The following is a 21,477-nucleotide window of genomic DNA, read 5'->3' on the forward strand; positions in this document are numbered from 1 at the left end:
TGTAGGTGGCGCGCGGGCTCAACGGGATGCGGCGGCGTCGCGCTGGCGCCCGAGCGCGGCGCGGCGGGCGGCGACAGTCGCTTCCTTGACCGGGCTGGCCTGGTTGCCCCAGCCGGTGCGGATAAAGGTCAGCACATTCGCCAGTTCCTGGTTGTCCAGCGTCCAGCCATAGCCGGGCATGTGGTAATCGGTGGCCGCGGTGCCCACGTGCGCTGTCACGGCGCCGTCGAGCAGCAGGTTGGCCAGCGAGGCCGGGTCGGGATCCACCACGGTCGGATTGCCCGCCAGCGGTGGGAAAACGCGGGCAAAGCCCTTGCCGTTGGCGCCATGGCAAGGCATGCAGAACTCGGCATACTGGCGCGCGCCGGTAGCGTCGAAACGGCCCTGCGCGAGCGTGTCGGCGGTATTGGCGTCATAGGCATATGGCGTTTCGTCGCTGCGCGCGCCGGGCACGGACTTGAGGTACACCGCAACGGCGTCCAGGTCCGGGCGTGTCATGAACTGCGTGGACGACGCAATCACCTCGGACATCGGCCCGAAGGAAGTCGCATGCGCATTGCGGCCGGTATGCAGGTATTCGGCAATGTCCTCGCGCGACCAGGCGCCCAGCCCAGTGCGCGGATCGCCGCGCAGGTTGGTGGAGGCCCAGCCTTCCACGCTGGCGCCGGCCAGGAAGTGCCGGCTGCGCTCGTCCAGCCCCTTCTCGGCCATCAGCATGCCGCGCGGCGTATGGCATGCGCCGCAGTGGCCCACCGCCTGGACCAGGTAAGCCCCGCGATTCCACGCGACGCTCTGACCCGCATTGGCAGGAACCGGGCCGGACTCCAGGAACAGCCAGTTCCAGACGCGCAGCAGCCAGCGCATGCCGAACGGCCAGCGCATCTCGGGCTCGGCGGTTTGTTGCCGTACGGCTTTCACTTCGGCGCGCAGATAAGCGTACAGGGCCTGCACATCCGGCTCGGCGAGCTTGGCGTAGGACGGGTAAGGCATGGCGGGATACAGCCGCTTGCCATGCCTGGCCACGCCCTCGCGCAGCGCGCGGTCGAATTCCTCGAACGAGTAAGCGCCAATGCCGCTGTCCACGTCAGGCGTGATGTTGGTCGAGTAGACCGTGCCGACGCCGGTCTTCAACGCCAAGCCACCGGCAAACGGCGCGCCGCCGGCGCTGGTGTGGCAGGCCGCGCAATTGGCAACCTTGGCCAGGTAGCGGCCGCGCTCGATCTGCGCGGCACCGGGGGCGTCAGCCGCCGCCGCGAAGCATGGCGCCAGCAATAGGACAACAAAGGCAACGGTAGCGGAAAACCGCCTTGTGGCAAGGCTCATGGGGGCTGATTATCGTTTTAAGCGCCGCAGTGGCATTCAGTACGGCAAACGTGCACAGCCCGCGCATGGCGGGCTGTACTTCGTGGTTGCGGGCCTGGATGGCCCCAAAGGCACGGGAGGAATTGGCGGGCTCGCAGCTCAGGCGTGTGTCACCGCCCAGTGCGCCAGCGACACGAGCAGCAGCACCAGCCCTGCCGCCAGCGCCACGCCCGTCAGGATCAGCGGCACCGGCCGCACGGCCTGCAGGTCGCGCATATGTTCCTGGCCCTTGCGCAGGCCAAAGAATCCCCACAACACCGTCAGCACCAATCTCAAGGGGTTCATTTCGCTCTTCCTTACATGCTTGCCAACCGCCGCATGACCTTGCGGCGCTTTGGCTTTTGGTAGTTACGGGGGATTATGTCGTTGGCTGGCAAGGAATAACAGAATCAGATCTGCGATAATTTTGCGTATCAGTTTGAGCGCCTGATACTGCGCTCATCGCTACGCCACGGCAACGCCCCCTGCCCCCATGAAGCGCTACGAAGAACTGGCGGAAACGCTGGCCAAAGACATTCGCAACGGCAACCTGCCGCCCGGCACCAAGATGCCCTCGATCCGCAAGACCGTGACCCAGTTCGGCGTGAGCCCCGCCACCGCGTTCCAGGCTTACTACCGGCTGGAGGAGCGCGGCTTGGTGCGGGCTCGCGAGCGCTCCGGCTACTACGTGACCGGCCAGGTCGGCCGGCCGCTGCCGCAACCCGCCGTGCGGCCGTCGCACCAGGTTTCGACCGACGTTGATATTTCCAAGCTGGTCTTCTCCGTGCTGGACGCCGCGCGCGATCCGCAGCTCATCCAGCTTGGCTCGGCCTTCCCGTCGCCCGAGCTTTACCCCTGGGAGCGGCTGGGCAAATCGCTGGCCCGGGCCGGGCGCGAGCTCGATCCCTGGTATTCGGTCAACGACATGCCGGCCGGGCACCTTGCCCTGCGCCAGCAGATCGGCCTGCGCTACCTCGGCGCGGGCGCGCCGCAGCCCACCGACGAGATCATTGTGACCAACGGCGCGCTGGAAGCGCTCAATCTGTGCCTGATGGCGGTGACGCAGCCCGGCGACGTGGTAGCGATCGAGTCCCCCGGCTTCTATGCTGCGCTGCAGGCGCTGGAGCGGCTGCGCCTGCGCGCGGTGGAGATCCCGGTGGACCCGCGCGAAGGCATCGACCTGGACGCGCTGGATGCCGCGCTCCAGCGCCATCCGATCAAGGCCTGCTGGTTCATGACGCAGTTCCAGAATCCAATGGGCGCGAGCATGTCCGAGGCCAGGAAACAGGCGCTGGTAGCCTTGCTGGCGCGCCACCGCGTACCGCTGATCGAGGATGACGTCTACGGCGAGCTGTATTTCGGCAATCGTTGCCCCCTGCCCGCCAAGGCCTTCGACCAGGAAGGCCTGGTCATGCACTGCAGCTCGTTTTCCAAGACGCTGGCGCCGGGCTTCCGGGTGGGCTGGGTGGCCCCCGGGCAGTATGGCGAGGCGATCAAGCGGCTGCGGCTGATGACCACGCTGTCGGCAGGCGTGCCCACGCAGGTGGCGCTGGCCGAGTACCTGCAGAACGGCGGCTACGACAAGCACCTGCGGCGCCTGCGCCATCTGCTGGAGATGCAGCAGGGTCAGCTGATCGCGGCCATCGGCCGGCATTTCCCGGAGAACGTGCGGGTCTCGCAGCCCGCCGGCGGCTACTTCCTGTGGGTGGAGTTTGCGGCCGGATTCGATGCGCTGGCGCTGCATCGCGCGGCGCTGGAACATGGCATCGGCATTGCGCCGGGCCCTATCTTTTCAGCGCGCCAAGGCTATCGCAACTGCATCCGGCTGAACTATGGCCACCTGTGGAGCGATGCCGTGGAAGCCGCCGTGGCCAAGCTGGGCGAGCTGGCGAAGGCCCAATTGCAATAAGGCCCGTCAGGTTACCGCCCCGCCCCGGGCATGCCTGCCCAGATACCATTCCCCCAGCTCGAACCCAGCCTGTACCAGCAGCGCAAGCACCGCGGCGGGGATGGCGCCCGCCATCAGCAGCACATGGTCGTTCAGCGCCAGCCCGGTGGCGATGCGCTCGCCATAGCCGCCTGCGCCGACAAAGGCGGCGATGGTGGCGGTGCCCACGCTGATGATGGCGGCGGTCTTGATGCCGGCCAGCAGCACGGGCATCGACAGCGGCAGCTCCACATAGCGCAGCACCTGGCCGGGCGTAAAACCCAGGGCACGTGCCGCTTCGCGCATGCCGGCTGGCACCTGCTGAAGGCCTGTCAACGTGTTGCGCACGATGGGCAGCAGCGCATAGAGGAACAGCGCCACCATTGCCGGCCATACGCCGATGCGCCCCAGCAGCGGGATCAGCATCGCCAGCAAGGCCAGCGACGGCACGGTCTGCAGCACGCTCACCGTGGCCATCAGCAACTGCCCCAGCCGCTGCCGGCGTGCGGCGACGATGCCCAGCGGCACGCCCAGCAAGGTGGCCGCGCCAACCGCGCCCAGCACCAGGGCCAGGTGGCGGCTGGTCAGCCGCCAGGTATCGCGCCCGAACAAGGTGCCGGCGAGGCCCGCCCGCGCGCCTGCCGCTGCATCCGGCGCGCCGGCATTGCCATGCGCCAGGAAGGCCCGCGCCACGGTCGCAAAGGATTGCCCATCCAGTTCCGCCGCGGCATTCATGGCGATCATGTCCGCCGCGCTCACCTTGCCGGCCAGCCCCGTCAACGCCTGCCAGGCGGCCGGGAAGCGCTGCGGCAGGTCCAGGCGGTACAGCACCACGGCGTCATAGCGGGGGAAGTAATGGCGGTCGTCCGTCAGCACGCGCAGGCCGTATTTGCGGATCTTCGCATCGGTGGAATAGATATCGATGGCATCGACCTGCCCGTTGGCCAGGGCTTCGTAGGCCACGCCATGGTCCAGCCCCAGGGGCCGCTGGGGCAAGCCGTAACGCCGCGCCAGCCCGGGCCAGCCGTCTGCCCGGCCCAGGAATTCATGCGACAGCCCGAGGCGCAGTTGCGGCTGCGCGGCCAGGTCGCCCAGTGACGCCAGCCCGAGCCGCTGGGCCTTGCGCTCCTCCACGGCAAGCGCATAGGTGTTCTCGAAGCCAAGTGGAATCCCCGCCGCCAGGCCCAGCGGCGCCAGCGCCTGGTTGATCTGCGCCAGGGTAGCGCCGGCGGGCAGCTTGAGGATTTCACTGGAAACGGTGCCGGTGTAGTCGGGGTAGAGGTCGATGCTGCCGGCCTTGAGCGCCTCGAACACGATTGCCGTATTGCCAAGGCCGGGCGTGTGCTGCGCACTGGCTTGGGCCGCGGCGGTCTGGGTGAGCACCTCCCCGAGGATGTAGGACTCGGTAAAGCGCTTGGAGCCGACCCGCAGGGTATCGGCGCAGGCCGTGCCGGCTGGGGCCAGCAGCGACAAACAGGCCAATGCCCAGCACAGGAGCATGGCCGGCCAAGGCTCGGCACGGCGGGGGATTCCGGGTTGCAAGGTCAAATGAAGCGCTCTCCTGAGCATGGTGCGTGGCTCGCGGACGGCTGGGCCGGTTCATCACATGATACGTGCATGGCCGCGACGGCGAGGCCGGCGCGCACCCACTTTGTGCCGCATGAGCACATACGAAAATAGTATTTGCAATCCGAATGCTAGCGGGGCGAGAATCCACAAAACACATACATAGCATCAGCAACTCGGGCCCCCATGGAAATCCGGCAACTGGAAGCCTTCGCGGCAGTCATGACCAGCGGCAGCGTGACCGCCGCCGGGCGCCTGCTGGGGCGCTCCCAGCCGGCCATCACGCGCCTGATCCAGGAGCTGGAAAGCGAAATCGGCTTTGCCCTGTTCGCCCGCAGCGGGCCGCGCGTCAGCCCGACCGAGCGCGGCTTCCTGCTGTACGAGGACGTGGAGCACGCGCTGGTTGGCCTTCAGCAGATCCGCGCCCGCGCCGCCGAAATCGCCCGCGAGGAAAACCGCTCGCTGCAGATCGCGGCCACGCCGGCCCTGGCGGCCGGGTTATTGCCCCTGGCCCTGGCCGGCCACCAGCCAGACCATGCGACGGCCGGGGCGGCCGGGCCGGTAAGCGGGGCAGCCCACGCCAGCCACATCCATATCAATAGCGCCTCCCCGGAAAAAGTCGTGCATTCGGTGCTGACCGGCGCGGCCGAGATCGGCCTGACCAGCCTGCCGCTGGAGCATCGCGGCGTCACCGTGCACTGGATCGGGCAGGCTGCCTGCGTGGCCGCGGTGCGTGCCGACGATCCCCTGGCGGCGCTGGCTACGATTCCGCTGTCCGCCTGCAGCGGCCGGCGCATCGTCACCATGCAGAACCCCTACCGGCTGCGCCGCCGCCTGGACGAGGCATTTGCCCGCGCCGGGGTGGAGCCGGCCGCGCTGATCGACACCAACTCCTCGCTCAATGCGCTCACCGCCGTGCGCGCCGGGCTGGGCATTGCCGTGCTGGAGCCAGTGACCGCGCGCGGCGTGCCGCTGGCCGATATCGTGGTGCGCCCGATCGATGCCGACATTCCCTTTTACTTTGGCGTGATCACCCCGCAGGCCAGGCCGGCCAGCGCGGCGGTGCTGGCGCTGATCGACACGCTGGCCGACGCGGCCCGCGCGCTGCTGCCGGATTTCACCCAGCGCGGCCCGGAACAGCACGGCGCGCTGCTGCAAGCGCTGTATGGCGACGCCACCGCCACCGAGCCGGCCGCCGGCACGCCCTACGACACGGAACCCACCGACCTATGAATTCGCCCGCTGACACCTTCCCGGCCGCCGCCAACGCCGCCGGCCTTGCCGCCCTGGAAGCGCGCCTGCGCCAGGACCTGTCCTGGCTGGAACTCCCGGCCAAAAGCTGGACCGTGGCGCGCGCGCATGACGGCGAGCCGGTGCTGGACGTTGCCGTGATCGGCGGCGGCATGGCCGGCATGGCCGCGGCGGCTACGCTCAAGCACCTGGGCATCAACGCGCGCATCTTCGACCGTTCGCCGGAAGGCTTCGAAGGCCCGTGGGCCACCACCGCGCGCATGGAAACGCTGCGCTCGCCCAAGCAACTCACCGGCCCCGCGCTTGGCTTGCCCGCCCTGACCTTCCGCGCTTGGTTCGAGGCCCAGTTCGGCACGGTGGCCTGGGAGGCGCTGGACAAGATCCCGCGCCTGCAATGGATGGACTACCTACGCTGGTACCGCCGGGTGCTGGACCTGGACGTGCGCAACGAACACGGGGTCGAGCGGGTGGTGCCCCGCCCCGATGGCCTGGTGGCATTGGAAATCCGCGCGCCCGCCGGCGCGCTGCGTGTGTTGGCACGCCGCGTGGTGCTGGCCACCGGCCGCGACGGCCTGGGCGGCGCGCATGTGCCGCCCTTCGCGCGGGACCTGCCGCGCTCGCGCTGGGCGCACTCGAGCGATGTGTTCGACTACGACATCTTGCGTGGCAAGCGCGTGGGCGTGATCGGCGCCGGCGCGTCGGCCATGGACAGCGCTGCCACCGCGCTGGAAGCGGGCGCGGCCAGCGTGGACCTGCTGATCCGGCGCGCCGACATCCCGCGCGTCAACAAGGGCAAGGGCGCGGGCAACCCCGGCCTCACGCATGGCCACCCGGGCCTGCCGGATGACTGGAAATGGCGCATCCGCCATTACATCAACGCGCAGCAGGTGCCACCACCGCGCGGCAGCACGCTGCGCGTCTCCCGGCACGAGAACGCTCGCTTCAACCTGGCCTGCCCCATCGAGCGCATCGAGCAAGCCGGCGGCGCGCTGCTGGTGCATACGCCCAAGGGCGCGTTCGAGCTGGATTTCCTGATCTTCTCCACGGGCTTTCGCATCGCACTGGAGACGCGCGAGGAGTTCAGCGCCTTCGCCCGCCATATCCGCTACTGGCGCGACCGCTACACGCCGGCCCCGGGGCAGGAAGACCAGGAACTGTCGGACTCGCCGGACCTCGGCCTGGCCTTCGAATTCCTGGAGAAGACGACGCACGCATGCCCCGGCCTGTCGCGCATCCACTGCTTCTGCTATCCGGCGGCGCTGACGCACGGCACCGTATCGGGCGACATCCCCGCCATCAGCGACGGCGCCAGGCGCCTCGGCCAAGGCATCGCCGCGCTGCTCTACCAGGAGGACGTGGCGCTGCACTACGCCAATATGGAAGCCTTCGGCGAGCCCGAGGTATTCGGGGATGAGTGGGTCCCCGCCGGGCCACCTCCGGCGCTGCCCAGCGACGCGGCGAACGCATCATGAGCCGCTGGCCGATCCGATGGCTGGCCAAGCGGCTGGCGCAAGCGCTGCTGGTCGTGCTGGCGATGACGGTGATCGTGTTCGCCGGCCTGCACGCGATCGGCAACCCGGTCGATATCCTGATCGGCCAGGACGTGGACCAGGTCGAGCGCGCGCGCATCATCGCCAGGCTAGGGCTGGACCAGCCGCTTTGGCGCCAGTATCTCGCCTTCCTGCAAGGCGCCCTGCACGGCAACCTGGGCAACAGCTTTGTCTATAACGTGCCCGCCATCCAGCTGATCCTGCAGCGGCTGCCCGCTACGCTGGAGCTCGCCGTGGCGGCGCTGCTGCTGGCGGTGCTGGTGGGCGTGCCCTGCGGCCTCTTTGCCGGGCTGTATCCGGAGCATCCGGTCTCGCGCCTGCTGATGACCGGCAGCATTGTCGGCTTCTCGCTGCCGACCTTCTGGGTCGGGCTGATGATGATCATGGCCTTCAGCGTGAGGCTGGGCTGGCTGCCCTCGGGTGGGCGCGGCGCCACTGCCGAGTGGCTGGGCGTGCCGTGGTCGTGGCTCACCACCGACGGCCTGCGCCACCTGATCCTGCCGGCCATCAACCTGTCGCTGTTCAAGGTGTCGCTGGTGCTGCGGCTGACCCGCGCCGGCGTGCGCGAGGTGCTGCCGCAGGACTGGGTCAAGTTCGCGCGCGCCAAGGGCTTGTCGCCGATCCGCGTGGTGCTGGGCCATGTGCTGCGCAACACGATGATTCCGCTGGTCACCGTGCTGGGGCTGGAGTTCGGCTCGACCATCGCGTTTGCGGTGGTGACCGAGAGCATCTTCGCCTGGCCCGGCGCCGGCAAGCTGATCCTCGACAGCATCAACGCGCTCGACCGCCCGGTGATCGTTTCCTACCTGATTGTGGTGGTGTGCCTGTTTGTCACGCTGAACCTGATCGTGGACATTCTCTACAAGCTGCTCGACCCGCGCGTGCGGCTGGAGGCCGCCACATGAGCGCCATCGACAACCCCGCCAAAGCCGCCACAGCCGCTCCGGCGGCGCCCCAGGCGCTGCGCCGCGAATCGCCGTGGCGCCGGATGGCGGCGGATTTCTTCGCCTCGCGCACGGCTGTGTTCGGCCTGGTGCTGCTGGTGATCCTGGTGCTGGCCGCGGTCTTTGCCCCGCTGGTCACCCCGCAGAATCCGTATGACCTGCTCCAGCTCGACGTCATGGACGCGCGCCTCGCGCCCGGCACGCCGAGCGGCACCGGCACCTACAGCTACTGGCTCGGCACCGACGGCCAGGGGCGCGACATCTTCTCGGGCATCCTCTACGGCCTGCGCATCAGCCTGAGCGTGGGCGTGGGCTCGGCGCTGATCGCCGGCGTCATCGGCACCCTGCTCGGCCTGCTGGCCGCCTATGCCGGCGGCCGGGTGGACAGCGTGATCATGCACACCGTGGACCTGCTGCTGTCGTTCCCGTCGATCCTGGTCGCGATGATGATCCTGGCCTTCCTCGGCAAGGGCGTGACCAATGTGGTGCTCACGCTCGTGATCCTGGAGTGGGCCTACTACGCCCGCGCCGCGCGCGGCCAGGCACTGGTGGAAAGCCGGCGCGAGTACGTGGAAGCCGCTCGCGGCCAGGGCATTTCCAACTGGCGCATCGTGGTGGGCCATATCCTGCCGAACTGCCTGCCGCCGCTGATCGTGATTGCCTCGCTGCAGGTGGCGCGTGCCATCACGCTGGAGGCCACGCTGTCGTTCCTGGGCCTGGGCGTGCCGGTGACCGAGCCCTCGCTGGGCCTGCTGATCGCCAACGGCTACCAGTTCATGCTGTCCGACGAGTATTGGATCAGCTTCTTCCCCGGCATCGCGCTGCTGGTCACGGTGGTGGCCATCAACCTGGTGGGCGACCGCCTGCGCGACGTGCTCAACCCGAGGTTGCAGAAATGACGGCGCCGGACATCAACAACGCCGTGCCGACGCTGGAGGTCCGCCACCTGCGCACGCACTTCGAAACCCGCGCCGGCGTGCTGCCGGCAGTCGACGACGTCTCCTTCACCGTGCCGCGCGGCCGCATTCTCGGGCTGGTGGGCGAATCCGGCTCCGGCAAATCGGTCACGGGGTTTTCCATCATGGGCCTGGTGGACCCGCCGGGACGCGTTGTCGGCGGCGAGATCCTGTTCCAGGGACGCGAGCTGACCAGCATGCGGCCTGCCGAGCTGCGCCAGTTGCAGGGCAACCGCATCGCGATGATCTTCCAGGATCCGATGATGACGCTCAACCCGGTAATGCGGGTGGACGCCCAGATGATCGAGGCGGTGCGCGCGCATAGCCCGGCAAGCCACAAACAGGCGCGCGAACTGGCGCGCGACACGCTAGGCATGATGGGCATCCCCAGCCCGGAGGAACGCCTGCGCGCCTATCCGCACCAGCTCTCCGGCGGCATGCGCCAGCGCGTGGCGATTGCCATCGCCATGCTGCACCGGCCCGACCTGATCATTGCCGACGAGCCCACCACCGCGCTGGACGTCACCATCCAGGCGCAGATCCTGTCCGAGGTGCAGAAGCTGGCGCGCCAGCACGGCACCGCGCTGATCTGGATCACGCACGACCTGTCCGTGGTGGCCGGGCTGGCCGATGAAGTCGCCGTGATGTACGCCGGCCGCATCGTCGAGCAAGGGCCGGTCGATGCCGTGCTGGACCATCCACTGCACCCCTACACCGCCGGCCTGATCGGCAGCTTGCCCAGCCTGAACAAGCGCGGCCAGCGGCTGCGCCAGATCCCTGGCATGACGCCCAACCTGCTGACGATGCCGCCCGGCTGCGCCTTTGCGGCGCGCTGCCCGCGCGTCTCCGAGGCCTGCGTGCAGGCGCCCGCCATCACCTCGCCGCAGGCCATGCGCCAGGTGCGCTGCTTCCATCCGGGGCAACCCGTTATTGCCGCGGAGTTCGCATGAAGCCGATTGAACACGCTGCCGGCGAGCAGCCGCAATTACCCGCCCTGATCGATGCCCGCCATCTCGCCAAGCGCTTTGGCGAGCAGCATCCCGGGCGCATTGGCCTCGCGCTGCAGCGCATGGGCTGGTCGGTACCCGCGCCGGTCACGCACGCCGTGGATGGCGTGGACCTGCAGATCCGCCGTGGCGAAGTGGTCGGCCTGGTCGGCGAATCCGGCTGCGGCAAGTCCACGCTTGGCCGCATGGTGGCCGGCCTGCTGCCACCTTCAGCGGGGGAAATCCGCGTGGACGGCCAGAGCATCGAAAGCCTGGACGCCAGCGCCCGCCGCGCACTGCGGCTAAAGATCCAGATGGTGTTCCAGGATCCGTACGCCAGCCTCAACCCGCGCCTGCGCGTGGACCGCATCGTCGGAGAAGGCGCGCGCCTGCACGGCCTGGTGGATGCGGCCGGTTTCGACGACTATGTCAGCGCCCAGCTGGAGCGCGCCGGGCTGGACCCGGCCCTGCGCCAGCGCTACCCGCATCAGTTCAGCGGCGGGCAGCGCCAGCGCATCGGCATTGCACGCGCGCTGGCCGTGCAGCCGGAACTGCTGGTGTGCGACGAAGCGGTGGCCGCGCTGGACGTGTCGATCCAGGCGCAGGTGCTCAACCTGTTCATGGACCTGCGCGAGCAGCTTGGCCTGACCTATCTCTTTATCAGCCACGACCTTGGCGTGGTCGAGCATGTATCGGACCGCGTGGTCATCATGTACCTGGGCCGCGTGGTGGAGATCGCACCGACGGAAGAGATTTTCCGGCAGCCCAACCACCCGTACACACAGGCGCTGCTGGCGGAAATCCCGCGCCTGGACGCGCGCCACAAGACCTTCACCGCCATCAAAGGCGAGATCCCCAGCCCGCTGGCGCCGCCACCGGGTTGCCACTTCCATCCGCGCTGCCCGCATGCCATGGCGCGCTGCCGGACCGAGGTGCCGCGCCTGCGCGGCATCGCCGTGAACCATCTCAGCGCCTGCCACCTGAACGAGGCGGGCTGACTGTTGGCTAGTGCGCGCCACGCCTCTCAACCCTTCTTACGCCCCGAGGAAACCTGCCCATGAAACGCCTGCTGTCCCTCTCGATCAGCGCCGCCGTTGCCACCATGCTCTGTGCCGGCGCGGCCTCCGCGCAGTCCCTGTCGATCGCTTTTGCCGATCCGCTTTCGTCGCTGGACCCGCAGCTCAACAACCATGCCGGCGACCGCTCCGTCGATCTGCATTTCTGGGACCTGCTGATCGAAAACAAGGACAACAAGCTGCAACCGGGGCTGGCCCTGTCGTGGAAAGCGCTGGACGACAAGACCTGGGAGTTCAAGCTGCGCCGCGACGTGAAGTGGCAGGACGGCAAGCCCTTCGGCGCGGAGGACGTGATCTTCTCCTACCAGCGCGCGCGCAATGTGCCGGGCAGCGTGGCGTCGTACGCGGGCTACCTGCGCACCATCGAATCGATGCATGCCAAGGATCCGTATACCCTGGTCATCAAGACCAATATCCCGAACCCGGATCTGCCCCTGAACCTGGCCTCGATCCATATCGTCAGCAAGCACGTCGGCGAGAAGTCCAGCACCGAGGACTACAACAGCGGCCGCGCCGTGGTCGGCACCGGTCCGTACAAGTTCATCTCCTACACGCCGGGCGATCGCGTGATGATGGCGCGCAATGATGGCTATTGGGGCGGCAAGCCGGCCTGGCAGCAGGTCAGCTACCGCTACATCAACAACGGCCCGGCGCGCACCGCCGCGCTGTTGTCCGGCGACGTCGATGTGATCGACAAAGTCTCCGTGTCGGACCTGGCCAAGCTCAAGCAATCGCCCAACATCAGCGTGTTTCCCTATGCCGGCCTGCGCGTGATGCTGCTGCAGCCGAGCTTCAAGCCCGGCCCCAATTCCTACATCACTGACAACGCCGGCAAGCCGCTGGACAAGAACCCGCTGCTGGACGTACGTGTGCGCCGCGCCCTGTCGCTCGCCATCAACCGGCAGGCGGTGGTGGGCCGCATCCTGCAGAACACCGCCAGCGTGGCCAACCAGTGGATGCCGAAAAACACCTTCGGCTACAACCCGGAGGTCAAGGACATCCCCTTCGATCCGGAACAGGCCAAGAAACTGCTGGCCGAGGCCGGGTTCAAGGATGGTTTCAAGCTGACCATCCACGCGCCCAACGACCGCTATCCGCAAGGCCCGGAGACCGCGCAGGCGGTTGCCCAGTTCTGGACCCGCGTCGGCGTCAAGACCCAGGTGGAAGTGGTGCCCTGGTCGGTCTACTCTGGCCGCGCCAACAAGAACGAATACGCGGTCAGCATGCTGGCCTGGGGCAACGGCACCGGCGAGGCCAGCTACGCGCTGGTCAATGTGCTGGCCACCGTGGATGCCAAGAAAGGCCTGGGCGCCTCCAACTGGGGCCACTACAGCAACCCGGCCGTGGACAAGGCCCTGGACGAATCCACCGCCGAGTTCGATGTGCCCAAGCGCGAGGCCATCCTGCGCCGCTCGGTCAAGCTGGTGTCGGACGACGTGGGCATGCTGCCGCTCTACCACTACCAGAACATCTGGGCCGCCAGGAAGGGCCTGAAGGTGGCGCCGATGACCAGCGACCGCACCGCGGCGATGATGGTCACGCGAGACGGCAAGTAAGGCGGGGCGAACATGGCACAGCTTCACATCACCCCGGCCGACGACCTGATCGACGTCGCGCGGCGGATTTCCGTGTCGGGACTGCGTCCCGGCGAAACCATTGCCATCGCCACGCGCACGCTGCGTGGCCGGGAGCTTGCCTGGGCCAGCGAAGCCACGTTCGCGGCGGACGCCGCCGGCACCGTGGACCTGGAGCGCGACGCGCCGCTTTCGGGCAGCTACACGGGCGTGAGCCCCATGGGCCTGCTGTGGTCCCAGCGTCCGGTCGATAGCGACAGCCGCGAGCAGTTCCATGCAGATGCCGACCGGCCGCTCGTGACCGAGGTCACGATGCGGGCCGATGGCGCGCAAGCACGCGGCGAACTGGTGCAGCGCCTGGCGGCTGCCGGCGTGACCCGCCGGGACGTGCGCGAGGACGGCCTGGTCGGCACGCTTTACCTGCCCGCGGGCCCCGGCCCGCATCCAGCGGTGATGGTGCTCAACGGCTCGGGCGGCGGCATCAACGAGCCGCGCGCCGCGCTCTATGCCTCGCGCGGGTACGCCGCGCTGGCATTGGCATACTTCAAGGCGCCGGGGCTATCGGACTACATCTCCAACACGCCGCTGGAGTACTTCGAGCGCGGCCTGCACTGGATCCGCGAACACGTCCGGCCTGCGCACGATTTCATCGCGTTGTCGGGCCAGTCGCGCGGCGGCGAGCTTGTGCTGCTGCTGGGCGCAACCTTCCCCGAGCTGGTCTCGGCTGTGATCGGCTACGTGCCTGGCGCGGTGGTGCACAGCGCGCAAAACGCCGCCGATCCCGCCAGCGGCCGTGAAGGCCCCGCCTGGCTGCACCACGGCAAGCCGCTGCCGCACGTGTGGGAGAACAACCGCACGGCAAGCTGGGCCCCCTTTGATGAAGGCCCGGCGCCACACCGGCATGAACGCGCCATCCTGACCGCGCTGCAAGACCCCGAAGCGGTGGCGCGCGCCCGCATCCGCGTGGAAGCGATCCGCGGGCCGGTGATGCTGCTGTCGGGGACCGACGACGGTTCCTGGCCTTCCAGCCTGTATGCGCGCATGGTGGCGGCCAAGCTGGCCGAAGTGGGGCATGCGCACGACGTTAAACATCTTGATTTCGAGCAAGCCGGCCACGCCATCCTCTTCCCGTATGTGCCGACCACGCAAATGGTCTACGCGCATCCGGTGTCCAGGCGCATCAGCACCACCGGCGGCACGTCAGCGGCGAATGCCGTGGCGGACGAGCAATCGTGGATCGGCGTGCGGGATTTCCTGGCGCGCGCCGTGGCGCGCCACGCTGGCCAAGCCTGAGTTGCCGAACAACAAAATCACTGAGTCAAGACCGAGAACCCCATCATGACCCAAGCCAATCCAGCTACCACCGACGTGGTGGACAACGTAGCCGGCCTCGCCGCCGGCTCGGCCACCCACGCACTGCGCCATCAGCGCGAGAAGGTCGCCGCCGCGACGCAGGGCAGCTATGACGCGCTGTTCGATCCCGCCCTGCCCGGCCTGCCGCTGACCGAGCGCCTGCTGGTGGCGCTGTACGCCGCGCGCCTCACGCCCGCGCCGGAACTGGTTGCGCACTACAGCGCGCGCCTGGCGCAAGCCGGCGCCGATGCCGCCCTGGTCGCCGTGGCCGGGCAAGGCAATCCGGATTCGCTGGCCGATCCGCGCCTGCGCGCCATGCTCGCCTTCACCCGCACGCTGATCGAGAACCCGGTAGCGGGCGACGAAGCTGCCCTCAAGGCCCTGCCCGCCGCCGGCCTGGCCACGCCCGACGTGGTAACGCTGGCGCAACTGATCGCCTTCCTGTCCTACCAGGTGCGCCTGGTAGCCGGCCTGAAGGCCCTGAACACCCTGCAATCCCAGGAGGCCGCAGCATGAGCGCACCCATCAAGGCAAACGGTTTCACCAACGAGGTGCTCGACTGGAAGGCCTGGCTGGACGTGGTCCAGGTGGACCAGGCCACGCCCGGGCAGATCGCGGTGCTGGAAGAAAGCCATCCCAAGGCCAAGGTGTCGGACTACTACCTGTTCCTGGTGCATCAGCCCGAAATCCTGCGCCAGCGCTCCACCGCCTTCAACGCCATCATGTACGCCCCCGGCGGCATGGCGCGTGCCGAGCGCGAGCTGGCCAGCACGGTGGTGTCGCGCATCAACGGCTGCGTGTACTGCGCGTCGGTGCATGCCCAGCGCTTCGAGCAACTGGCCAAGCGCAACGATGTGATCACGCAGGTGTTCGAGGATCCGCATACGGCGGGCACCACCGCGCGCGAGCAGGCGATCTCCAAGTTCTCGATCGCGCTGACCGAGCGGCCGGACGCGGTGAATGCCGACAGCTTGCGCGCGCTCCGCGAGGTGGGCGTGAGCGATGCCGAGATCCTCGACCTGATTCACTCGATCGCCATCTTTGCGTGGGCGAACCGGTTGATGCTGAATCTGGGGGAGCCGGTGTTTCCGGTTGAAGGGGGCTGAGGTAGTAAGCGCTGCCGGCTTCGGCTCGCGCCCGCCCTCTCCCCCGGCCCCTCTCCCACTGCGTGGGAGAGGGGAGCAAACCGAGCGATCCGCAAGCGCACAGCCTCAATCTTTCGCAGGCTTAGCTCCCCTCTCCCGCATGCGGGAGAGGGGTTGGGGGAGAGGGCGGGTGCTCGCTCGACGCTAGCCTTCAATCTGGCTCGGCGCGCTGCAATGCACCGCCAGCCAGACCGTAGGCAGTTGCGCATCCGTCCACGCCACGCGATGCCGGCAATGCGCCGGCAGATGCAGGTAGTCGCCGGGCGCGAGCGTGCGCGGCTCGGCCTCGCCATCCAGGTGCAGGCCGGCGCTGCCGCTGACCAGCAGCACCCATTCGTCTTGCGCGCTGTCGTACCAGAAGCCCTCCGGGCTGGCCTGGCCGTTCGAGACGATGCGCTCGATCTTCAGGCCGGGCCGCTCCAGCAAGGCTTCGAAGCGCTCGGCAGTCCGGTCGACCGGCACCTGCGCCAGCAGGTTGCCCTGCAGCACAGGCGGCGGGTTGCCCTTGGCATCCATCATCGTCTCCGGTTGGGCGGCACGCCTGCCGCCAACGTCAATCGCCCGGGCCCGGCGCGAGCACGTCGCGCGCGCCGTTGCGGCCCATCGGCGAAACCAGCCCCGCCACTTCCATCTGCTCGATCAGGCGCGCCGCACGGTTGTAGCCGATGCGCAACTGGCGCTGCACGGCGGAAATCGAGGCCCGCCGGCTGGTCAGCACGAAGGAGGCCGCTTCGTCGTATAGCGGGTCGGCCTCCACGTCGCCACCACCTTCGCCGAACAGGTCCGACGCCGCGGCCTCGGCGGGATCGCCCGCGAGGATAGCCTCGTCGTAGTCGGGCTCGCCGAACTGCTTCCAGTGTTCCACCACGCGGTGCACTTCATCATCGGCCACAAAGGCGCCGTGCACGCGTTGCGGATAGCCGGTGCCCGGCGGCAGGAACAGCATGTCGCCCTGTCCCAGCAGACTCTCGGCGCCCATCTGGTCGAGGATGGTGCGCGAGTCGATCTTGGACGAGACCTGGAAAGCCACCCGGGTCGGGATGTTGGCCTTGATCAGGCCGGTGATCACATCCACCGACGGGCGCTGCGTGGCCAGGATCAGGTGGATGCCGGCGGCGCGGGCCTTCTGCGCCAGCCGCGCGATCAGTTCTTCGATCTTCTTGCCGGCCACCATCATCAGGTCGGCCAGCTCATCGATCACCACCACGATGAATGGCAGCGTGCGCAACGGCTCGGGCGCATCGGGCGTAAGCGAGAACGGATTGGGCACGTGCTCGCCCGCGGCCTCGGCGGCGCGGATCTTCTGGTTGAAGCCGGCCAGGTTGCGCACGCCCAGCGCCGACATCAGGCGGTAGCGCTTTTCCATTTCGCCCACGCACCAGTTCAGCGCGTGCGCGGCCTGCTTCATGTCGGTCACCACCGGCGAAAGCAGGTGCGGAATGCCTTCGTAGACCGACAGCTCCAGCATCTTGGGGTCGATCATGATCAGGCGCACATCGTCCGGCGTGGCCTTGTACAGCAAGGACAGGATCATGGCGTTGACCGCCACTGACTTGCCCGAGCCGGTGGTGCCGGCCACCAGCAGGTGCGGCGCGCGTGCGAGATCGGTCACCACCGGGTTGCCGGTGATGTCCTTGCCCATTGCCAGCACCAGGTGCGAGCTATGCGCGAGGAACGATGAGGCGGCCACGATCTCGGACAGGCGGATCATCTGGCGCCGCGCGTTCGGCAGCTCCAGCCCCATGCAGGTCTTGCCGGGAATGGTCTCGACCACGCGGATCGAGGTTACGCCCAGCGCCCGCGCCAGGTCTTTCATCAGGCCGACCACCTGCGCGCCACGCACGCCCATGGCGGGATCCACCTCGAAGCGCGTGATGACCGGGCCGGCCGAGGCGCCGACCACCGACACCGGCACCTTGAACTCCGCCAGGCGTTGCGCGATCAGGTTGCCGGTTTCCTGCAACTGCTCCTCGGTCACCTGCTGGATGTCAGCCGTGGCGGTTTCCAGCAGGCCCAGGTCCGGCAAGCGGTAGTCCGAAATACGGGACGGCGGCGGCGTGACGGCAATCACTTGCGACGCCGGCACTGTACCCGCTGCAGGTGCGGTGGCTACGGCGAATGCGGCGGGTGCGGCGGCCGCTACCGGCGCATCGAGCGCCACCATCTTGCCGACCACGGCCGGCAGCACGATGCGCGGCTTGGGCGCCGGCGGCGTGGCTGGCAATGTCTCGGGCAGCGGGGCCGGCGCTTCTTCTATCGCAGGCGCAGGGCTGGCAGCGCTAACCTCGCTGTGGTGCTCGACCAGCAGGTTGGCATCGAGAACGCCTTCGGCGATCTCTTCCATGGCTTCTTCAGGTTCGGCGCCGGAGTCGGCGATGGGCTCCAGGTCAGCTTCGGCATCCTGAACGAACACGATATTGGGCGCGGCTTCCGCCTGCGGCGCGGCTTGTGCTTCTACTTCCGGCTCGGCGGCGCCTTCCGGCTCCTGAGCCATTGCCGGTTCGTCCACCTCGGGCGCCAGGGCAACCTCTGGCAGTGCAACCGCCTCGGGCTCGGCCGGGACAGCCGCTTCGGCATCCACGGCAGACGGTTCGGCAACGACTTCGTCGCTGGCTTCGGCTGTTGCTTCGGCTGTTGCTTCGGCTGTTGCTTCGGCTGTTGCTTCGGCTGTTGCTTCGGCTGTTGCTTCGGCTGTTGCTTCGGCTGTTGCTTCGGCTGTTGCTTCGGCTGTTGCTTCGGCTGTTGCTTCGGCTGTTGCTTCGGCGGTTGCTTCGGCGGTTGCTTCGGCCGGGATTTCGGGCAGGGCCTCAGCCACGACCGGCGCCGCGACCTCGCTTACGGCATCGGTGACAACATCGGTGGCTGCCTCCGCGACAACCGCGGGGGCGGCAGGAGCGGCTTCCGGCTCCAGCTGCGCGTCAGCCGCCGGAGCAGCAGGCCGCGCCGGCTTCCAGGCACTGGCCAGTGCGCTCAGCTCCGCCATCAGCGCCTCGGCTTCCAGGCGGAGCGCATCCAGCGTCACGGAGGGCATCGCGGCTTCGCCGGGGGATTCCGCGCGCGGCTCCGCAATCTGCGGGGCCTCAAAGGGTGCGGCGGCGGGAATGGCAATGTCCTCGGTGGACAGCACCGCCATAGGTCGCGGCTCGGCGGGCGCCGCAGCGGGGACGGCCTCGGCCTCCAGCACTTGCGTTTCCTGCGCCTGGCGGGGCAGCGCTTCGGACGCTGCCGGCCCCGCTGGCACGCCGGCAACCTGTTCGCTTTGGTGCTGGCGCGCATCGTCGGCCTGCCCAACCGGCATGACAACGGGTACAACAGCGGGCACGACAGCGGGCACGACAACCGGCCGCACCGCGGCAGCTGTCGTCACGCTCTTTGCCGCAGCGGGCTGGGCGGGCCGCGCATTGGCTTGCGGCAGCGTCGTGATGGCCGAGCGTGCACTCGTCTGCGGCTGGCGCACCGGGCTGCTGGCCACGGTCGCGCGTGCAGCCGCGGCCGGGGCAGGACTGGCTGCGCGGGCCTGCGCTGCCGCCGCGGCACTAGCCGCCGCCGACGCCGCGACGGATGCCGCGCGCGCGGCTGCCGGGCTGGTGGCTTGCGGCTGGCTGGGGGTGCGCAGCGGCGCCGGCCTGGCGGGCGCCTTGGCTGCAGGCGGTGGCGACGCGGGTGCAGGGGCCTCCGGCTTGGCGGCGCCCGGCGGCCCGGCCTGCTGCAGCCAGATCTCGCCCGGCTGCGGCGGCGAATTGCGGGTGCGCGCCGGCGGCTGCCAGACTGGCTGGCGCCGCGCCGATACGGCTTCGATGCCCTTGTGGCGCGGCACATAGTCGGTCGAGCCCGGCACGGCGGTGTGCGTGGCGCCGAGGTGGGTGGTCTCCCAGCTGTCCGGCTCGCGCGCGGTGCGGGCGGGCGGGCGCGCAGGCGCCAGCTCGGCCTCGTCCGGCTCCGGCAAGCTGGGCTTGCGCAGGAACAGGCTGCGCCAGGTTTCACCGAATACCATCGGCGCGGCCAGGGCCAGCACGCCCAGCATCAGCAGCAGGCTGGCACTCCAGCCGAGCATGCCGGAAACCAAGGTGCCCAGCGCGCGCCCGGCGCTGCCGCCCGATGTGCTGCCTGCCATGCCGCCCTCGCCCGCCGCGCCTGTCAGCGCTTCGAGCGAAGCGCTCGCGCACAGCACGATCAACGTGCCAAGCCATACCCGCAGCGTGCCGCGTCCACTGAAGAACCGGCGCTCGCCGGCGAGCAGGCGCGCCACCTGGCGCCACACCAGCGGCACAAGCCACAAGGTCGAAAATCCGAACCAGCCAAAACCCATTATCGAAACGCCATCATCAAATACCTCGGGCGACGATTGTAGCGGGTCTGGGCGCGGCGTTTCCGCGCAAGATGGCACTTGCAACGGAATATCGCCTGCTTTCCGGCGCCGGGCCCCCTCCCCCGCCACGCGAACCCTGCGCGCCGACGTCGGCATCCGCCCGCGCAAAGGCGTGCCCACCGCGCGGCATGTGCGCTACTATGGACGAAGCCTGCCTCGAATCGACTCTGCCCGTTCTCACCGGCCGATTTCCATCGACCCAATCCCGAGCCAACCATGCAGACGCGCTACGCCGGACTGTCCGCCCTGGTGGTCGATGACCACCCGTTCCAGTTGCTGGCGGCAGAACAGTTGTTGACCCAGCTGGGCGTCAGCGACGTGCATTGCGCCGCGGACGGCCGCATTGCGCTGGACCTGCTTGCCGCGCGCAAGGTCGACCTCGTGCTCTGCGATATCGAGATGCCAGGGCTCAACGGGCCCGGCATGATGGACGAGCTGACCCGACGCAAGGACCACGCCTTTGCCGGCGCCCAGCCCCTGTGGGTATGGGTGTCCGCGCTGCAGGACGACATCATCGATTCCCATGTGAGCCTGGCCGATTCGGTTGGGCTCGCCCATGTGCGCGCGGTGCGCAAGCCGATCTCGGCGGTGGTGCTGGAAGAGATCCTGCAGGATGCGCTGGAGCGCGACCTCACCGCCGAAGCCCCGGTGGCGGCCCCAAGCCAGCCGGATGACCGCGAGCTGCTGGCCGCGATGCAGACGCCCGGCGCCATCTTCATCATGCTGCAACCGCAGTTCAGGATCAGCACGGGCGCGCTGGCCGGCGCAGAAGCGCTTTGCCGCTGGCGCCATCCGACCATGGGCCTGATCCGGCCCGACCTCTTCATCCCAAGGCTCGAGGCAATGGGCGAGGCCGATGCCATCTTCCAGCTGGCGGGCCAGCAATGCCTGTCGGTGCAGCGCCAGTTGCTGGCGCGCGGCGTGCGCATCCCGCTGAGCATCAATGCCTCCGCGCAGACGCTGTGCCGGCCCGGCGTGCTCGACGCCTTCGATGCCATGGTGGAAGCCAGCGGCATGCCGCGCCAGTTGCTGAATATCGAATTGACCGAGGGCTACCCGGTATGCGACACCCGTGCCCTGTCGATTGCGCTGAACCGCCTGCGCTTGCTAGGTTACGGCGTGGCCATCGACGATTTCGGGATCGGCATCGCCACCCTCAAGCTGCTGGCGGACCTGCCCTTCACCCAGATCAAGCTCGACCGCTCGTTCGTGGTGGCGGTGCCCGGCAACAGCCAGCGCGCGGCAATCTGCCGCAACGTCATCAACCTCGCGCGAGACCTCAAGCTGGAATGCGTGGCCGAGGGCATCGAGACCCCCGCGCAGCGCGACGCGCTGCAAGCCCTGGGCTGCGACCTTGGCCAGGGCTACCTGTGGTCCCCCGCGCTGCCGCCCGACATGTTCGTGGCCGAAACGCTGGGCCGCTGGACGCCCTGAGGGCG

Annotated in this window: 15 protein-coding genes and 1 pseudogene; 11 read left to right on the forward strand and 5 right to left on the reverse strand. The window is 68.6% G+C overall.

Going from position 1 to position 21,477, the window contains the following annotated elements; genetic code table 11:
• Positions 1-18 precede the first annotated feature (18 nt).
• Both ACX12D_RS09295 and ACX12D_RS09300 read right to left on the reverse strand, forming a co-directional pair.
• Positions 19-1,323, reverse strand: coding sequence for a c-type cytochrome (locus ACX12D_RS09295; protein ID WP_459373786.1), 1,305 nt, complete (start codon positions 1,321-1,323; stop codon positions 19-21).
• Between the two features lie 138 nt (positions 1,324-1,461).
• Complete coding sequence (locus ACX12D_RS09300; protein ID WP_150990214.1) at positions 1,462-1,647, reverse strand: DUF2970 domain-containing protein; 186 nt, start codon at positions 1,645-1,647, stop codon at positions 1,462-1,464.
• Between the two features lie 187 nt (positions 1,648-1,834).
• Between ACX12D_RS09300 and ACX12D_RS09305 the strand changes: the two genes are divergently transcribed.
• On the forward strand, positions 1,835-3,250 hold the full coding sequence (locus ACX12D_RS09305; protein WP_441634950.1) for an aminotransferase-like domain-containing protein: 1,416 nt from the start codon (positions 1,835-1,837) through the stop codon (positions 3,248-3,250).
• A gap of 6 nt (positions 3,251-3,256) precedes the next feature.
• Here the strand turns inward: ACX12D_RS09305 and ACX12D_RS09310 are convergent, their stop codons facing one another.
• Positions 3,257-4,768, reverse strand: coding sequence for a glycine betaine ABC transporter substrate-binding protein (locus ACX12D_RS09310; protein ID WP_459373984.1), 1,512 nt, complete (start codon positions 4,766-4,768; stop codon positions 3,257-3,259).
• 252 nt (positions 4,769-5,020) lie between these two features.
• On the opposite strand from ACX12D_RS09310, the gene ACX12D_RS09315 reads away from it, so the two are divergent.
• The 9 genes and pseudogenes from ACX12D_RS09315 (at position 5,021) to ACX12D_RS09355 (ending at position 15,630) form a co-directional block, all read left to right on the forward strand.
• Positions 5,021-6,067 carry a LysR family transcriptional regulator gene (locus tag ACX12D_RS09315; RefSeq protein ID WP_459373787.1) on the forward strand — a complete coding sequence of 349 codons (1,047 nt, stop codon included), beginning with the start codon at positions 5,021-5,023 and terminating at the stop codon, positions 6,065-6,067.
• A complete protein-coding gene (locus ACX12D_RS09320; protein WP_459373788.1) occupies positions 6,064-7,557 on the forward strand; it encodes an NAD(P)-binding domain-containing protein in 1,494 nt (497 codons plus the stop codon). The genes ACX12D_RS09315 and ACX12D_RS09320 overlap by 4 nt, the downstream gene beginning before the upstream one ends.
• On the forward strand, positions 7,554-8,540 hold the full coding sequence (locus tag ACX12D_RS09325; RefSeq protein WP_441634944.1) for an ABC transporter permease: 987 nt from the start codon (positions 7,554-7,556) through the stop codon (positions 8,538-8,540). Before ACX12D_RS09320 ends, ACX12D_RS09325 begins: the two co-directional genes overlap by 4 nt.
• Complete coding sequence (locus ACX12D_RS09330; RefSeq protein ID WP_459373790.1) at positions 8,537-9,478, forward strand: ABC transporter permease; 942 nt, start codon at positions 8,537-8,539, stop codon at positions 9,476-9,478. Before ACX12D_RS09325 ends, ACX12D_RS09330 begins: the two co-directional genes overlap by 4 nt.
• A complete protein-coding gene (locus ACX12D_RS09335) occupies positions 9,475-10,485 on the forward strand; it encodes an ABC transporter ATP-binding protein (protein WP_459373791.1) in 1,011 nt (336 codons plus the stop codon). The genes ACX12D_RS09330 and ACX12D_RS09335 overlap by 4 nt, the downstream gene beginning before the upstream one ends.
• Positions 10,482-11,519 (forward strand): ABC transporter ATP-binding protein, encoded by a 1,038-nt coding sequence (locus tag ACX12D_RS09340; RefSeq protein WP_459373792.1) that lies wholly within the window; start codon positions 10,482-10,484, stop codon positions 11,517-11,519. Before ACX12D_RS09335 ends, ACX12D_RS09340 begins: the two co-directional genes overlap by 4 nt.
• 59 nt (positions 11,520-11,578) lie before the next feature.
• Positions 11,579-13,153, forward strand: a complete 1,575-nt coding sequence (locus tag ACX12D_RS09345; protein ID WP_459373794.1) for an ABC transporter substrate-binding protein — start codon at positions 11,579-11,581, stop codon at positions 13,151-13,153.
• Between the two features lie 12 nt (positions 13,154-13,165).
• Positions 13,166-14,464: an acyl-CoA thioester hydrolase/BAAT C-terminal domain-containing protein gene (locus tag ACX12D_RS09350; protein ID WP_459373795.1), complete on the forward strand. Its 1,299-nt coding sequence runs from the start codon at positions 13,166-13,168 to the stop codon at positions 14,462-14,464.
• A gap of 45 nt (positions 14,465-14,509) precedes the next feature.
• Positions 14,510-15,630, forward strand: a pseudogene (locus tag ACX12D_RS09355) (CMD domain protein).
• Between the two features lie 183 nt (positions 15,631-15,813).
• Here the strand turns inward: ACX12D_RS09355 and ACX12D_RS09360 are convergent.
• Both ACX12D_RS09360 and ACX12D_RS09365 read right to left on the reverse strand, forming a co-directional pair.
• Positions 15,814-16,188 (reverse strand): cupin domain-containing protein, encoded by a 375-nt coding sequence (locus tag ACX12D_RS09360; RefSeq protein WP_459373796.1) that lies wholly within the window; start codon positions 16,186-16,188, stop codon positions 15,814-15,816.
• A gap of 34 nt (positions 16,189-16,222) precedes the next feature.
• The gene (locus ACX12D_RS09365) at positions 16,223-19,948 is read right to left on the reverse strand and encodes a DNA translocase FtsK (protein WP_459373797.1); all 3,726 of its coding nucleotides are present in this window, start codon (positions 19,946-19,948) and stop codon (positions 16,223-16,225) included.
• A 306-nt stretch (positions 19,949-20,254) separates the two neighbouring features.
• Between ACX12D_RS09365 and ACX12D_RS09370 the strand changes: the two genes are divergently transcribed.
• On the forward strand, positions 20,255-21,472 hold the full coding sequence (locus ACX12D_RS09370; RefSeq protein ID WP_459373798.1) for an EAL domain-containing response regulator: 1,218 nt from the start codon (positions 20,255-20,257) through the stop codon (positions 21,470-21,472).
• Positions 21,473-21,477 lie beyond the last annotated feature (5 nt).

The organism is Cupriavidus sp. PET2-C1 (assembly GCF_054515855.1).

What these genes read in the sequence shown, in the direction of transcription:
- ACX12D_RS09300 (WP_150990214.1), bottom strand. Translation starts at nt 1,647, where the DNA reads ATGAACCCCTTGAGATTGGTGCTGACGGTGTTGTGGGGATTCTTTGGC.
- ACX12D_RS09345 (WP_459373794.1), top strand. Translation starts at nt 11,579, where the DNA reads ATGAAACGCCTGCTGTCCCTCTCGATCAGCGCCGCCGTTGCCACCATG.
- ACX12D_RS09335 (WP_459373791.1), top strand. Translation starts at nt 9,475, where the DNA reads ATGACGGCGCCGGACATCAACAACGCCGTGCCGACGCTGGAGGTCCGC.
- ACX12D_RS09320 (WP_459373788.1), top strand. Translation starts at nt 6,064, where the DNA reads ATGAATTCGCCCGCTGACACCTTCCCGGCCGCCGCCAACGCCGCCGGC.
- ACX12D_RS09325 (WP_441634944.1), top strand. Translation starts at nt 7,554, where the DNA reads ATGAGCCGCTGGCCGATCCGATGGCTGGCCAAGCGGCTGGCGCAAGCG.
- ACX12D_RS09370 (WP_459373798.1), top strand. Translation starts at nt 20,255, where the DNA reads ATGCAGACGCGCTACGCCGGACTGTCCGCCCTGGTGGTCGATGACCAC.
- ACX12D_RS09350 (WP_459373795.1), top strand. Translation starts at nt 13,166, where the DNA reads ATGGCACAGCTTCACATCACCCCGGCCGACGACCTGATCGACGTCGCG.
- ACX12D_RS09295 (WP_459373786.1), bottom strand. Translation starts at nt 1,323, where the DNA reads ATGAGCCTTGCCACAAGGCGGTTTTCCGCTACCGTTGCCTTTGTTGTC.
- ACX12D_RS09330 (WP_459373790.1), top strand. Translation starts at nt 8,537, where the DNA reads ATGAGCGCCATCGACAACCCCGCCAAAGCCGCCACAGCCGCTCCGGCG.
- ACX12D_RS09305 (WP_441634950.1), top strand. Translation starts at nt 1,835, where the DNA reads ATGAAGCGCTACGAAGAACTGGCGGAAACGCTGGCCAAAGACATTCGC.
- ACX12D_RS09340 (WP_459373792.1), top strand. Translation starts at nt 10,482, where the DNA reads ATGAAGCCGATTGAACACGCTGCCGGCGAGCAGCCGCAATTACCCGCC.
- ACX12D_RS09360 (WP_459373796.1), bottom strand. Translation starts at nt 16,188, where the DNA reads ATGATGGATGCCAAGGGCAACCCGCCGCCTGTGCTGCAGGGCAACCTG.
- ACX12D_RS09310 (WP_459373984.1), bottom strand. Translation starts at nt 4,768, where the DNA reads ATGCTCCTGTGCTGGGCATTGGCCTGTTTGTCGCTGCTGGCCCCAGCC.
- ACX12D_RS09315 (WP_459373787.1), top strand. Translation starts at nt 5,021, where the DNA reads ATGGAAATCCGGCAACTGGAAGCCTTCGCGGCAGTCATGACCAGCGGC.